Source organism: Pseudoalteromonas sp. XI10 (assembly GCF_001469895.1).
GTDB lineage: Bacteria > Pseudomonadota > Gammaproteobacteria > Enterobacterales > Alteromonadaceae > Pseudoalteromonas.
In genome coordinates this window covers 1-15710 of record NZ_LOPY01000026.1, presented here as the reverse complement: position 1 = coordinate 15710, position 15710 = coordinate 1, and the positions used below count along the sequence as shown (strand labels likewise).

Here is a 15710-nt window from a genome sequence, read left to right as displayed (position 1 = left end):
GCCCTTTGGTTTAGGCACTTGTTAGGTTCTTCTACTATTTTTCCCTATACTATTTGCTGGAGGTCGCAATAAATCAATTAGATAAGCCTCGATAGCCACAATTTCAAACCACGAATCTCTTGGGACTGGCAGAATACCGATTGTTTTAACCTCACCATACCACTTAGAGTTTTTAGCGAAGTGCTTACTCATGCGGTAACCGAGGATCTCAGCTTTACCAATATACTGAAGTTCTTCTTTATTATTAAAAAAGAAATACACACAAGGCTCATCAGTATAAGTACGTAGTAATCCTTTATCTGCCCAAAGCGAGGACCAATTGCTTTGAGTCACATAAGTTGATTGAAAGCATTCAACTAGGGAATCTATCCCTGGACGTTTAAATTTACTATCAAATTCAGCTATAGCTTCTTTTACAGATTCAACGTTCATTTTTGATTCCATGCTCCATGAACCTAACATTTTAGTATTTATGCAACACGCAGTTTGTGTTGCATAATCGATTGTTGGACTGAGCCTCTACCTGCTCGATGTGTAAAAGCTTGTGTTGTTTATGCTATGGCTTACTTATATAAAATAAGCTTTTTGGAGGCTCTCATTTTCCTAGCTAGTGTTAAGTTAGCTTAGATAATGTAAAGTAAGCTTCCCTGCATTTCTCAGCGCTTATTATGTATTCATTACACCTAAATTTGCCTTAATAAGCAATTATATTTTTACGCACACAGAGGCAGCTAGCCCGAGCAATTAAGCTTAGCTCGTGTTGGGGCAAACGCGAGTTATATTTATAACTCGTCGATGGACAAAAACGAGCTAGGTCGTCGGCTGTATTTGATGAATTTCGCATACAAACTTCTATGGCTAGCGCGACCATAACCCACAACCGACCATAGTGCTTTGGGCTAAACTGGCACTTGCGTCAAGCCCAAAAAGCTCAGCGGAAGGAGTCGGGTTGATGGCCCCGTTAGATGCTTCTATCTTTAAGACGAGACTCAAGGAACCCCCTTATTTTTCTCTCTCTTCATCTGACTCAATTAGATGACATAATCTTTCTAAGCTATCTTGGAGTCTACCCAAAGAATCAGATTCATTGTATGAATAATCAATAGGTGTTTTTAGATTGAAATCAGTATTTGCAGCAACACTACTGGTATGAAGTCTCTCTGAAGGTTCATAATATTTTATATTCGCTTCAAGAAATTCTAATCTTCTAGCCATGTAATCTACACAATCCTGAGATACCGCCAGTATATGTTCAGTTATTTCCTTGAAATCTGGAGGATATGCAAAGTCAATAAAGGATGAAAACACCTTGTGTTCACCTGATTCTTTTACATAAGAGTTAATTGCAAGTTCCAAAACAGCGATGTTGGAGAAAATTGCACTTGGTATCAAGTTCCCTTTCATCTCTAAATTAAAGAGAGATGGTTGCCATTGAATGCTCTTTTCAAGCAATTTAGCATCTAGATGGCCTACGCCCTTATTTCTAATATGTTTAATGAAATCGAGTTTTCTCCTCAACTGGGACATATTCGAGCTTTTAAAACCTAAAGCATTAAGGGAACGTTCTATTTGATTAAGATTATCTGTTAGGTTTGTCAATGTGATGACGAGAAATCTGAAATTCCTAAAGTAGCTCAATAAACTATCAGCATCATTTCGAACATCTATCATCATTTCTGTAGATGCAGTGATATCATCCAATGTGAGAAGCATTGTCAGATAAGCTTTCTTTGCGTCTATTTGTTCAGGACTAAACATTCAATATTTCCATAATCAATGGTGAATTGCTCTAGCATCTAACGCCCAAATCAGCTGCTCTGTAAGCGTCGGCTACCTTTGCTTGTTAAATGTTTTTTTCGCTATTTTTCTTAAATTTAAAGAACTTTTTGCTTGAGCTATCTTGCCGACTGTTTGTGATTCAACGGATTCATAATAACCAAGCCTTTCCGTTAACTTAACTAGCAACTCTCGAACTTTAGTTTGATCAAACAAATGATTCGGCTGTGTAAACTTATTATCTACAACGCCTGCGTATAAACTATTGTTTTTATGAGTATTTAATTGCGATGTACTCGTCAACCCGTTTTGAAAATCACGAAGATCTGAATCATCAGAACGAATTTCACTATTTAGATAGTTTTCTACATGCATGAAGTCTATTTTTTTTATATGACTAGATATCCTCTTGTTAAAAACTTTCCAGTCGATTGACTCACCATTGGCTACATCCATTGCTATGCCAACGAGCATCGGAAGCTTGGAAAGCTCTTCATTACAAATATGCGCTAATGTGTATGCACGAGCATAAAAACCATGGCTTTCAAGTAATAGGGCTTCTTTATACAAGCTCTGCGCATTTTGTAAAACACAAACTCTCGCATGTTCTAACTCTTCAATATTTAAATTTTTCACCGTGCTATCAACTCCATTTAACGTCGCAATAACGGGCGCTTACCAAACTGCCCAAAACTGCTTAATCATTTATATTCACAACACTTTGAAAAACTTCCGCATTGACAAAGCGTCCCTTTTTATAGCCTTGTTATATTTACACTTTTCCCAATGCGCAATTTACAGCTTCTTGTAAATGTGGCGGGTTTCTTTCTGGGTACCTTTCTCTGATTATTACTTCGATTGCATTTCTAAAAGCCTTGGACAAATGAATAATATCCGTGCCAACAGAATCAACATTTACAGGTTCAAACGTGTATCGAGCATGAGTAAAAAGATTCTTATAGCGTTCTAATTTCGACTCAATGTCAAGATTTGACAGCTTTTCTTTTAACGCTGCTTTATCATCGAGATCTATTTCTAAATACAGTTTAAGGAGATCATGTCCTTTTTTAACCTTTTTATACCCCTCATAGCCGTCAACTTTGTCTTGGATGACTAAGAAAGACTTTAAATAGATTTCAATCGATAGTGCTGCATTTATAGCGGCAACCCAGAGACAACCATCGGTTTTAGACAATACTACAGCCGCATCTTGATATTGGTTCGCTGAAGAAAAAACCCTTTTGTTAGGGACTTGTTTCATAACCTTCCTCTATAAATATAACAATTTAATATCGACCCAATGGGTCGTTTTCTTGACTATAGGAGAAATACGGAATCACTGTATATAAGCACAGTCAAATTTAGAACTAACTCAATGAGAACTCGTTCACCATTTTTAAACCATATCGTCGAATTTATGCTGACTAAGCAATATTCGCTCAGAACCGATGATACCCCGTTAAGCAAAATTTTCTAGCTTGTTTTGGGGCAAAGGCGAGTTATATGTATAACTCATCGATGGACAAAATTACGTTAGATTGTTTATTCGGTAACGCCAAGCTTAGTAGTGCAGCTCTACTGCGCTCTTGCTTGAGTGCCTTGTTGGAGTTTATAGTGTGAGGTAAGTCCAGCTTTTCATTATGAGTTTGTGCATCATCTTCCCAAATTAGCCTAACAACGTGCTTTCGTTTCGTTTGCATGTAAATAGCTGCAAGCTGCAATAAGCTCAACGGACTGATGTCTCTCAATGCTTTCCATTGGGAATTTATTTGTTCTTATAATCATGTTTCCGCCTTCTACATGAAGTAAAGGTTGTTTTAGCACTCTTTAATATTTGCCATTCAACGATTCAATCAAAACCACCTTTATCTCAATTACATTTTATGCAAATTACTAAATTTATTTGTGATTATATGAAAAAATACTTTTCACCTTGTTCCCACAATCTTCGGGGGCTTTAGCTGTTTTGAGTATAGAAATGTGTGTGAATTCTGCATGTTAATAAGTGTAATCAGTTGTAATCCTAAAGTCTGAATCTATACTGAATGCAAATATATTTGTCATTTATATGGATTGTTTATGAAAAAGCTATTGTTTGTACTGTTTTCTATAGTTTTGTCTGGAGTTGCGTTTGCTAATGAGGCCCCAGTAGTAACAGTGACTGATTTTGGTGAATCGAGTGATGGAGGTATCTACCTTCTTTTTAGGTTGGATGATGCTGAAGGTGAGAATATGGGGGTGGATGCCTATATATCAAAGCCGAATTCTACAACAAGCTTTGAGTTTGCGACTAAAAATGGCTTATCTAGTAGAGTGAATGGTGTTCATACTATCACTTGGGCTCAAGAAGACATTAGTTCTTATGTCGCTTCCGGTAACTCATATTCAGTCAGATTGAATGTGTTTGATGAGCAAAATAATGAGACAGTAGCCTATTCAGGACAGATTGCTTATACATATGAAGTGGATAATCAATCCCCTATTGTATCAATCAGTGATTTAACTGAAAATGAATCTGGTGATTTGGTGTTAACTTTTTCATTGGATGATCATGAAGGTGAAAATATGGGAGTGGATGCATATATTTCGAATGCAAACTCTACTTCCTCTTACCAGTTCGGAACTAAAACAGGATTGTCTAGCCGTCAAAACGGTAACCATACAATTACTTGGCCGCAGGAAGATATAGCGGCTTATGTCAGCTCTGGTAATAATTATACTGTGCGATTAAATGTATTTGATGAGCAGAATAATGAAACAGTCGCCTATTCTCAGTCTATTCGTTACTCTTTTGAGGTGTCAAATAGCCCCCCTTCAATTACAAATGTCGGTATCTATCAAGCTGATGATAACAGTCTTAATGTTCAATTTTATATTAGTGATGAAGAAAATGAGTTAATGGACATCGCTGGTTTTTATTCTTGGGAAGATCACCCAGGTAGTAAAAATGAGAATTCTGAGAAGAATTTGTATAGCAAAGGTGACGGCCAATACAGCTTTACTTGGTTATATGAAGAGAGTGATTTTTCAGGAGGATTCTCTTATACCTCTACTATTGAAGTCACTGATAGTGCGGGTAATAAAACTACATTCACAACCGAAGAAATCGATTTAAATTACAATCCACCAACGCCAGAGTATCCCATACTGAAGGACTACAGTTTTTCTCAAATTGAGTCTGGTAAGGTTGAGCTTGTAGTTGTATTTGAAGACCCTCAAGGTGATGGAGTTAACCTTGAAGCTGAATTGTTTATGTGGAGTCCTTATTGGCAGGCTCAAACCCGTAAGTCTTTTGAAAACCTTAATTCTGGAGAGCATCGTGTTGTTTGGAGTTATGATGAATTCTCAAGTTTTGCTGAAGATGGTCAGCCTTTGAATGTGAAATTTTCAATTGAAGATGAGTATGGAAATCATGAGTCTGATTATTCAATTACTGGTTTAACTTATAGGGTGGTAGACAACTCACCTGCCACTGTGGATATTCGTGAATTTGCAATGTCGGGTGATGGTGGTGTATATCTGACTGTTCAATCAGATGATCCAGAAAATGAACCACTTATTGTTCAAGCTACAATTTCAGAGGCGAATTCAAACACAAGTTTTCCTTCCGGTACTGATAAGCTCTTTACAGGTGTTCCAGATGAGCAATCAAAGTTCATAACTTGGAGTTATGATGAGGTTTCACCGTATTTAGAAGTTGGAAATCAATACTCGGCCAAGGTTGTGGTTACAGATTCTGCAGGTAACGAAACAATAAAAATAGCGCCCTTCATTTCTTATGATTTTGAGCCGTCCAATGATGCCCCAAGTGTTTCGTTTGGTGCTATAAATATCACTGAGGATGGTTCTGTCTCGGTTGTATTTACAGCTACCGACCCTGAAGGTGGGTTAATGGATGTGCTTGCTTTTACTTCAGAGCCTGATGATCCTTCAAGTTTTGACCCAGCGACTGCCAATCGTAAAAATGGTATTTCTAGTGGGAGTCATACTTTAACTTGGGATGCTGATAGCTTTGAAAATGGACGTGAATATGCAGTTCAGTTGAACGTTGTTGATGCAGAAGGTGTGCAAACTAAAGTAGTTTCTGGTGCGTTTCTTTATGCCTTTGAAAAAGAAAACTTACCGCCATCAATTACTATCCGTGAATTTGCAATGTCGGATGATGGTGGTTTATATCTGACTGTTCAGCCAGATGATCCTGAGGGTAATCCTTCAAATATTGAAGCTGTAATTTCTTTTGCAAATTCAACGTCTCAGTTTCAAGAATCTACATCTAAATCATATGTTAATAGCCCTGATAAAAGTTCAACTTTTGTTCTTTGGGCTAGAGAAGAACTTGCGGCCTATGTTGAAAAGGGTGAGGAGTATTCGGCTAAGGTTGTTGTTACAGATGATAGTGGGAATACATCAACGTCTATTACTGCATTAATTCCTTATACTTATGACCCTGTAAACAACAGTCCGTCTGTTACTATTACAGCGCTAGAATTAGCAGCTTCTGGTTCAGTATCTATCTCTTTCACAATAAATGATCCTGAAGATGAAAGTATGTCAGTGATGGCTTATGTGTCGGAGCCAAATGATAGGGCTACTTTCAATCTTGGTAGTAAAAAGGAGTTGTCTGGTAAAAGTGATGGTAATTTTACCCTTGAGTGGGGGCCGGAACAATTCGAATACAACAGCGCTTATGCGATACAATTGAATGTGTCTGATGACGAAGGTAATGTGACGACAGTTGTCTCCGATAGTATTGTGTTTGATTATCAAGCGAACCAGCCACCTTCAATTGATATTTTAGAGTTTGCTACCACTGATGACGGTGGTGTGTATCTGACAGTGAAGGTAAATGATCCAGAAGGACTGCCCTCCTCTATTAGTTCAAAAATTTCTTTTGGTGACTCAACGACTCAATTTCAATCTGGTACCCAGAAAGTATTTACAGACAGTGAGGATAATAAGTCAGTCTTTATTACTTGGACACCAGAAGAATTATCAACATTTGTAGAAAGCGGTAAGCGCTACTCTGCGATAGTTGAAGTTGTTGACTCTGCAAATAACGAAGCATCGAAAGTTACATCAACTATTCTTTATGACTTTGAGCCAGAAAATGAAAGGCCGACTATTGCTGTTACGTCACTCCGTACAGGGGTTGATGGTAGTGTCACTGTGTCATTTAATATATCAGACCCTGAAAGTGAGTTGATGGGTGTTGACGCTTATTACTCAGAGCCTGATGACATAGATACATTTGTTCCTGAGTCGAAGCTCCAATTGGTAAATAAAGAAAGTGGCGCATATCAACTTAGTTGGTCGGCATCTAACTTCCAAAATGGTCGGGAGTATAGGTTGTTATTAAATGTCTTCGATGAAAGTGATAATGAGACCGCGCTTTTTAGTAATTCATTTGAGTATGAGTATCAAGCTGAAAACGAGCCCCCTAGTTTAAGGTTGGTGTCATTTAGCGAAAATGCGGATGGTTCATTAGAGTTTGTTGCTGATGTGGGTGATGTTGATGATTCATCTGCTGAAGTTGTTGTTGATTTATATGAGCAAGGTAATTCTGATCCAATAAGCGCGGCGCGTAAAACCTTTGTGCACGAGATAGCCAGTAATAATTTGGCTGTTGCTTGGTCTAGAATTGAGTTGTTGCCTTATATTAATACAGGTTCTAGTTATAGAGTTTCAATACAGGTAACAGATGAATCGTCAAATACTGTGAGCGGCCAAACTGGGTGGCTGGAATATCAGTACGATGCTTCATCTGGCATGCCTACTTTGCTTGTTAACAGTTTTGATTTAATGGATGGTGACACATTATCGTTGTCATATTCTGTTGCAGGTATTGATTCTGCTGATTATGAGGTTTCCGCTTTAATTTCGAGTTCAGATGAAACAGTTGGATATATAGAAGCTAGTAAGAAGACTGTCTCAATCAGCGCTTCGGGTAACTACTCTATCAGGTGGGCTAGTGATGAATTGGCGGACTATCTTTCTGTAGGTGAAACCTACCATGCTAAATTAGTTTTAAGTGATGAAAATGGTGATATTGTCACTAAATTATCCAGTCCTGTAACGTTTGAATCGACTGATTTTTCTGTAGGTGAAGTCAAATTAGAAAAAACATCTGATGGCTTGCTTGTGAACTTTGAGATGAATAACCCTGAGCTGGAAATGCTTGAATTGGTTATTCAATTATCTGAATTGGGGCAAACAGGCAGTAATGGCGTATATATGGAGGCTTCAAGGCAGTCAGCTATGATAAGTGTTGGTGGCTTCTTGTCTGTTGATTATTCAAGAGATGAGTTGAGTGGCCTTTATTCCAAATCAGGCTTTATCAGTGCTCGTGTGTCACTAGTTGACTCCGATGGTAGAGTTGTGAATTCATACTCTAATTCAGTAGCGTTAGCTACAGGGTTGACCTTTGAAGTTGTAAACGAAAACATTTCTTTTGAGCCTGGTGCTTTGTCTAGTATAGATGTGAGGTTCTCCGAGCCTCTCATTGGTGACACTACTTTTAAAGTAGATGGCCTAAGTGTCTCTGTTAACAAGCTAAGTGATACTTTTTATAGTTATAGTTTTACTCAAGAAGATGCATGTAAGCTAACTGACACTATTGAGATGAGTGTAAATGATAGTTTTGGAAATCTAATATCATTACTTGCATATAACTTCACAAATGCCAATAAAAAGCCTGTCTTGGTAAATCCTTTCAATGAGGCGGTTATTACCAAGGATTTAAATTTTGCCCAGTATGTTGAGTCTGTTGTGGAGGTGGAAGATCCAAACAATAATCTTCTTCCATTGCAAATTACGCCGCCAGACCAATCTAAAGTTGGTGTTCATAGTACGTGGACTGTCGCAATTGAAGATACGTGTGGGGAGATTGAATTTTCCACTGGAAGTGTATTTATCGCAGATAGTAAAAATAGTTGGGATTTCACAGATGGTTCAGACGAAAATTTCGATGACGAATCTGATGTAGACATAGGTGTAAGTTCTACTAAGGAGTGGAACCTTAGGAATGTTGGCCCAAATGATTGGGTAGACTTTAAAGTTATGCAATGTAGTAATATTGCAGGTACTGATTGTGTTATGACGGATATTGAAGTTCCTTACACGTCAGTGTCTAATACTGCGCCAATTAAGTTTGAGTTCACCGCACCTGATCAAGAGGGTACATTTAGTTATTACTTTAAATTGGTTGATTCTGAAGGTAATGCCGTTAGTCACGTTGGTGGGCACCCTACTTTCTATCTCACTTTGAATGCGATTGATCGATTGAAAGGTGTTTGCAGTGTTTTGGGTCAGGACCATGCCTTATGTGTGACAGGTAGAACGATTGATGACTATTTAGAAATTTGTGAGGCTTCTTCAACTGCTTCAAGGAGTATCCCTATTGGTATTCCAGTTAATGTTACAGGATTCGGTTATAAGGTTTTAACTCAGCTATCTTCAAATGGCGAGTATTCACTCTCAGCTCAATATAGTGCATTTGATGAATCTGCAATAACACAGGCCATTAGAAATAGTGATTATTTGGACTACGTTGATCAGATGAGGGAAACGGTTCATTTTACCCCCTCTTTCTTGATTAATAACCCATCCGAGAAGGCGTTAACATTTTGCCAATGGGACTTAGAGGCCAAATTATTCAGTACCGTTGTTGAGCCGATGCGGGTTGATCAAATTCTTTATAAGTCTGGTCAGTTAAAACAATTGGATGCAGAGTTAGTAAACCAATCTAAACAAGATAGTGTTTGGTATAGCCACGTATCAACGGGTTCATTGGATGCGGTTTCTGACATCAATGAACAAATATCTGCAGTGCTGCAGGAAAGAACATCAGTGTTGTATGCGGTTAAGTTAAGTGTTTCAGATTTCTTTGTAAGGGACGCTGTTGAAATTGCAGAAATGATCAATTGTGAGAGTTCTGATGGGCAAATTATGGGTGTAGATGCATGTTTGCAGTCTAAGATTGATGCAATTGCTTATGATATCCAGCAAATTAATAGTTTACTTAGTGGTATGGACCACGGAAGTTTAAAGAGTCTTCAAAATGAACTGTTAGCCATGGTCCAAAACCTAGATGTAGAGGGGACATGGAAAGGTACCATTAGGCATGCAGATATTATGAGGCGATTCGACTTCAAGGGTGTTTTTGCACGTTATTATAACCTTGAAGGTACCGAAGTTATTAATTCTAATGAGTTTGCCTATTTAGTAGGCTTTCAAGGCACTATTCTTATAAATGAATATCTGGAATTGCTTTCCATGAAAAAGTTATTGGCACTTTTAAAGAAAAATGGTGCAAAGGCTATCGCAAAGAAAGCTGCTTTAAGTGTGTTCAAAATTGGCAAAATTGGTTCGCGATTATTGAAAGGTGGTATTGCTGCTGAAAAAATAAAAACAGATTCAATTAATGTAATTGAGCAAATCAAAGGAATGCGTGAGTTGCTTAATGAAATTGCTAATATGAAATTAGAGCCTGATTACCAGCCTGCAGCATCAGCATCATCCCCTTTGCAAGCTGAGTTTAACTCTGATGCAAGTAGCGCTTCCAATGTATTTAGTATCTGGCGACCTTGTTATGAAGATGCGAGTCTTCAAGTTAAGCATGATTGTTTTAAGCCTAATTTTTCTCCGAAATTAACTGACAGCAAGACAGTTAAGAAGGAGGCTATAAGATATATTAGTAGGCCGAAAATTAAATACATGTATGTAGAAAACCTTGACGACAAAGGTAGTCTAAGCTCATCTAAGTTAGCTAAAAACTTGTTTGGTGTTAAGGGGTACTTAACTGGGGAGTTGTGTCAAGTCCATCACATTATACCTAAAGAGCTTAGTACTGTTATTTCAGACCTCTCAATAGATGGGGGAGTCAATTACTTTTTAGATGAACCAAACAATGGTCTCCCTCTTCCGTCAAATAAATGTCTAAAAACCGCTGGATGTGTTTGTGATTTGGATGTCAACGTAAGACATCAAGGTAGTCATAGTTTCTACAATTTAATTGTTAAGGAAGCTATCATTGGCCTGGCTAGTGCGGATGTAATTAAAAATACACGAGATCTATTCAAGTTAAGAGAAACCCTAAGGTTGGCATTAACTAAAGGTCGAGCAGTTTTATCTTTAAATAAAAAAGAATCTGATGAAGCTAATGCGAAAGAAAAGCGTGTAGCTAAGCCTAAGAAGAATCAAATGCAACGTATAATGGTTGTTTTTGGTAAGTATGCACTATTGCATGGTAATGGCAATGCTGAATAGGGATATTGATATGAAAGCCAACAAAATTAAAATGCTTTTTTTAACGCTGTTTCTGGTAGGTTGTGGCGGTGGAGGTTCTGAAAGTAATGATGAGCAGCCAGTGACGATTGATCCTCCTCCAGTTCAGGAAGTTGAGCCATTGCTTGTTACTGTAGCAGTGCAAGGTGAAGGTTATGAGGCCGCTAGTCTCTCTGTTTTGACACTTGAAGGTGACGTTGTGTTGTCTGGGAGTAATAGCTTTAAATATGCAGAAGATGGCGCGTATGTTTTTGATATATACTCTCTTCAAGATAATTTAGAGGAAAGAGGTTTTAACCTCAATTCACCTATAATATTTGAAGCTTCCTACGGGGGGCAAACTTTTAAATCAATGACGGTAGGAAGTTACTTTACACTTTCGGGCAGCTATTTGCTTTTAAACAAGTATACCGATTTTTTTGTAAATTATGCTGAAGGTGAAGTGATTGAGTCCCATAACGATATTACTGAATTGGCAAATAACTTTTTTGTTGAGTTTGGTCACTCGGACTCAAACTTAGATGGGCTTCTAGATTATATAGATATTGGCTTATTTGATGTAGAGCGCGATCAAAGTGACCTGCTGGATTATATCGATGAGTACTATGCTTCTACTGCTGAAGTAGATATTGTCAGTTACGTCAGAGAAAATCTAAATCCGTCTGTTGGGGGTATACCATTTACTATCCAGTCGAATGGTAGTGAAGATCTGCAGATGTTGTTAAATGATGTGGGTGAAACTGACTTTTATTATTCTATCGAAGAGAGTTGTCCTTCAGAGCAATCAGTTACTGATTACACTCTATCTGCAGGTGAGAGTTTTACATTTAGTAGTGGTTGCGCAATCAGTTATTCATTTTGCTACGATGAAGAGGTGGAGAATTGCGGGCTGCGAAGTTACTTGTACAATGATTCTGGTCTTTTAAAAGCTGATTCTATCTCTTTAAGTTTTGATGGAAACCTGTCCGGTATTTCTAAATCTATTCTGCAAATTAGTGCCGCGCAGTTGAGGGATAACTCTGAATTCATGGGGCGCTTGGATAATATTACGCGTAATGAGACAATCGGAAGTTCATTGAAAAACTTCAGAGTTTGTAAGTTATTCGTAGAATTCGGATCGCATTGTGGAGTTTGATGTGAGCTAAAATTATGGGTATTGTAAATTTAGCCTCAGGTTTCGCTGAGGCTAAATTGTTAGTTTACTCAATACAAATCTTGTATCTAAAATAATTTTGAGCCTCTCGGAACAACCCCGTGCCCTTTCAAGGAAGGTGGAGTTAATACTTATTATTTGAAATCAGAAAATTGCCTTCAACTTCAATAAATGAACAAGCGAGACCTAAATTCCTTTGTAACGGTAGGAGCTGAGCCCCATAGCAAAGTACAAAATTATCCATCGTATTTTGTGCATCATGCCTCTGAATACCAGTATTTTTGGCGCAGGTGTTTTGTGTACTTTATAAATCGAGGACTTCTTTTACTTTCTAGAACTCTAGCCTGACTTTCAACAATACATATCTGTATACCAGATAGTCAGGAAGTGCACCACCAACTAGTTGTTTCACAAGCTGATAAAGTCAGTCAATTCATTCAAAAATTTAATCCTTCTATAGCATCTCCCAACTTTTAAAGAACTATATCTTAGATAAATCGTTTGATGCCTCAGTTAATTAAGTAATTATTGCATACTATTAACACTGACACTCAATATAAGTAGTAGAAAGTTTTTGAACTTAGAAGTTCAAAAAATCCCTAACAATAAACAGAATTAAGTTCTGATAATGTTATTTTCTGATTCATTATTACCTGGGAAACAATCTAAGCTAAAACTTAAATTTAAAAGCCCTGCCTTTGTATTAAGCGTTCATCCAATAACTATAAATTATCACCTAACAAACATACGTATTTGCACAGTACAAATGAGGAGAATCTGTGTGAAGACATTTTGTTTAGAGCTCGTACTTGGGTTAGTGCGAGTCGGTGTGAATAGTATTTATCTGTTTATTCCACTTGCGATATTTTTGTGGGTTCTTAATTACCCCAAAACTTCTAGACTAGCGTCTGATAACTTACTCGAAGGCTATGAGCACATTATTTTGGCATACATATGCGCTGACATTTTAAGTCTCATAGAATCAAAATTACGAGACAAATACCTTTAATTCTAAGCGCCCTGTGGGCGCTTTTTTAAATTCTGATATAACTACGATTTTACTCTCTTATAAACCGAAAAAGCGCCTTAAAGGCGCTTTGGTGGACAAACATAGGAGGTTAGTAAAACCTTAGTAACACATACTCAAGCATCTTTTTCATGCTGGGTGTGTGCTTTTCTGCATAGAGATAGTAGCCCGTTGCACCCATTACAAATTTGGTGCAAAACAGGCTCATTACGATTAACCAAACGAGATTATCTGTGCTCTTAAGCTGATAAAACGTAAATCCAACACCACTGAATAGAATCAGTGCGATAACAATCTCGATACGATTGCGATAGATAAATGAGTGTTTAAAACTCATCTATTCCACCGCAAGAAATATCAATCCCCCAATCAGTATCATCAAATACAGAGAAAGAATCACAGCTTGTTGTATCAGAAAAGTCACTGTTATCGGTGCCAAATACGTTGCCACCTATATCAACACAATTGCCATTATCAGCATCATTGATAGGTAAACCGGTTGCAGGATTAATCGATGTAGTCGTCATTTTTTAACCTCTTAGAGTGGGTGAGTTCTCTTTAAAAGTTAATGATTTTGTGATAAAAAACAAACTTGTTTGACTGCGAAGCTCAGCAACAAACAGTTTGGATTATCACTTTCTTCTTTTCTATTTATCTCACTATTCACAGACAATATTACTTTGTTTTGTTACGAAGTAGACTTACTTTTTCGTCTGAAAGACATCAAACCCAGCCTAATTCGGAACGAAATTAGGCAATAAAAAGCGTCTCAGAATGAGACCAATAAGTCGCGTAATGTGCCGTAGGCGAAGCCGAAGAAACATGGAGCAGCGCGAATGTACAGCTGGTCTGTACTCACCGCGATGATGTTTCGCCCTAGCGAAATTCGGTTGAAATTTGGTACAAATTGAAAAGCGAACCACCTTTGCGATAGAAAAGTAAGCGATATGATGAAGGCGGATAATGGGGCACCCATCGCCTGTTCATAAAGCGGCATTGTGGCGGTGAGTACAGAGCGTAGCTCGGTACATTCGCGCTATGGCTTAATACGCTAGAGCGGTAGCTCGTTGAGTCATCTCGTTGCGGAGCAACATCAGAGATGACGGGCGTTTTAAGCCATATGTTTGAACAACAACGTTGTGAAGACATCAGCTGAAAGCTGCCTGTTGTTGCGATAATCATCGCGACAACCCTACCGAGCATGCGTACAAAGCATCCCGGTAGGAAAACCGGCAAACAATCGCTAAACAGCGATAATTTGCAAGGTGGGTTGTTAGTTAAAGATTCAAACTAACAACCTAGGTCTTTAAACATGACAAGCATCCAAAACAACAAACCCAGTAACCAACTGCAGCTCGCCTACCCTCGCTATTTTGATATTGATATGCGCTACTATGACGGTGCAAACAATCATCAAAAGTTTAGCAATCGCCTGAGGCTCTCAACTCTCATTGCCATTCGATTTACTATCATCACACCAGGCCTTGTGAGTTGGCTTTATGCCATCTCACACCGATTAGCCTTGGAGCACTTAAATAGGCTCACCAACGATGGCTTTTTAAAGCTCGTTAAAACACATCGTAGCCCCGATGGGCGCGTCTATGTTCCAACCTACAGCGCCGCAAAGTACGCTGAAGAAATAATGAATATTGATGTGTACTTCAGAGCCAATACCAACCCCGCTTTACAATTTAACCACAACAACGTTATGCATAACCTAATTAACGCCTTTGTGATGCTAAGAGGCATTCACAATTATCATAATGATGGCACCTACGCCCCCATGTGGCAAAGCTTTATAACTGAACCCGAATTCAAACGCGCCAATACAAGCACAGAGACCCGAACAGTCGATGGCGCAGTTCGCTTATTAGATGGCTCAATTGCAGCCATGGAAGTCGAACACTCCTTCAAGAACAAAGCAGCACGGCAAGCCATTCTTTTAAAATACCTAGCCTCACTTAAAAATGGCGACTACGACAAAGTGTTTTTATTCTCCCAATCACTGCAAATTTTTGATGATATAAAGCGCCTGCACGAACAATTATTCGATGAAATGACAACACGATTCGATAAGAAAACTCGCCACCCTCTCCTATCACCTGAAGATGTCGAGCTACTTCAATCGTCGATTATCTATCGAACCAAGCTATGTGATGAAATAAGTGAAAGGTTTTATAGCATCTAGATTTTGCTTACTCATACCAGTGACAATAACAAGCGCTATATAAAAACTAAAATTTTTTCGCAGAAATGGGCTATGAGGAAGGGTTCTAAATTGGACTTAACCGAGTAATGTTGGGAAAAATAAGTTTAGGAGCCCTTCATGAATATCAAAGTTGGCATCTTTTGGTTTGCTGAAAACACATTAGTCTTTAAAGCTCAAAGTGCTATCGACTTAAAGCCAGATCAACTTGGATTTATTGATAGCACGCTGCAACACCAAGTTGAGTGGGAAGATAATAGTATTTA

The 15710-nt window shown here is 38.2% G+C and carries 9 protein-coding genes; 3 read left to right on the top strand and 6 right to left on the bottom strand.

Going from position 1 to position 15710, the window contains the following annotated elements:
* Positions 1-21: 21 nt before the first annotated feature.
* The 4 genes from AUR67_RS06395 to AUR67_RS06380 form a co-directional block, all read right to left on the bottom strand.
* The gene (locus AUR67_RS06395; RefSeq protein WP_058584629.1) at positions 22-432 is read right to left on the bottom strand and encodes a GIY-YIG nuclease family protein; all 411 of its coding nucleotides are present in this window, start codon (positions 430-432) and stop codon (positions 22-24) included.
* A gap of 570 nt (positions 433-1002) precedes the next feature.
* A complete protein-coding gene (locus AUR67_RS06390) occupies positions 1003-1758 on the bottom strand; it encodes a hypothetical protein (protein ID WP_058584628.1) in 756 nt (251 codons plus the stop codon).
* Positions 1759-1830: 72 nt separating this feature from the next.
* Positions 1831-2412 carry an AbiV family abortive infection protein gene (locus AUR67_RS06385; protein WP_058584627.1) on the bottom strand — a complete coding sequence of 194 codons (582 nt, stop codon included), beginning with the start codon at positions 2410-2412 and terminating at the stop codon, positions 1831-1833.
* A 136-nt stretch (positions 2413-2548) separates the two neighbouring features.
* The gene (locus AUR67_RS06380; RefSeq protein ID WP_058584626.1) at positions 2549-3037 is read right to left on the bottom strand and encodes a hypothetical protein; all 489 of its coding nucleotides are present in this window, start codon (positions 3035-3037) and stop codon (positions 2549-2551) included.
* Positions 3038-3855: 818 nt separating this feature from the next.
* Here AUR67_RS06380 and AUR67_RS06370 point away from each other — a divergent pair.
* Complete coding sequence (locus AUR67_RS06370) at positions 3856-11040, top strand: NBR1-Ig-like domain-containing protein (RefSeq protein ID WP_058584624.1); 7185 nt, start codon at positions 3856-3858, stop codon at positions 11038-11040.
* A 10-nt stretch (positions 11041-11050) separates the two neighbouring features.
* On the top strand, positions 11051-12193 hold the full coding sequence (locus tag AUR67_RS06365) for a hypothetical protein (protein WP_152996499.1): 1143 nt from the start codon (positions 11051-11053) through the stop codon (positions 12191-12193).
* Positions 12194-13329: 1136 nt separating this feature from the next.
* Here the strand turns inward: AUR67_RS06365 and AUR67_RS06360 are convergent.
* Entirely contained in the window at positions 13330-13575 is a 246-nt protein-coding gene (locus AUR67_RS06360; RefSeq protein WP_058584622.1) for a hypothetical protein, read from the bottom strand.
* Positions 13565-13765, bottom strand: coding sequence for a hypothetical protein (locus tag AUR67_RS06355; protein ID WP_055022470.1), 201 nt, complete (start codon positions 13763-13765; stop codon positions 13565-13567). The genes AUR67_RS06360 and AUR67_RS06355 overlap by 11 nt, the downstream gene beginning before the upstream one ends.
* A gap of 785 nt (positions 13766-14550) precedes the next feature.
* On the opposite strand from AUR67_RS06355, the gene AUR67_RS06350 reads away from it, so the two are divergent.
* Entirely contained in the window at positions 14551-15426 is an 876-nt protein-coding gene (locus tag AUR67_RS06350) for a hypothetical protein (RefSeq protein ID WP_058584621.1), read from the top strand.
* The last annotated feature ends 284 nt before the right edge of the window (positions 15427-15710 follow it).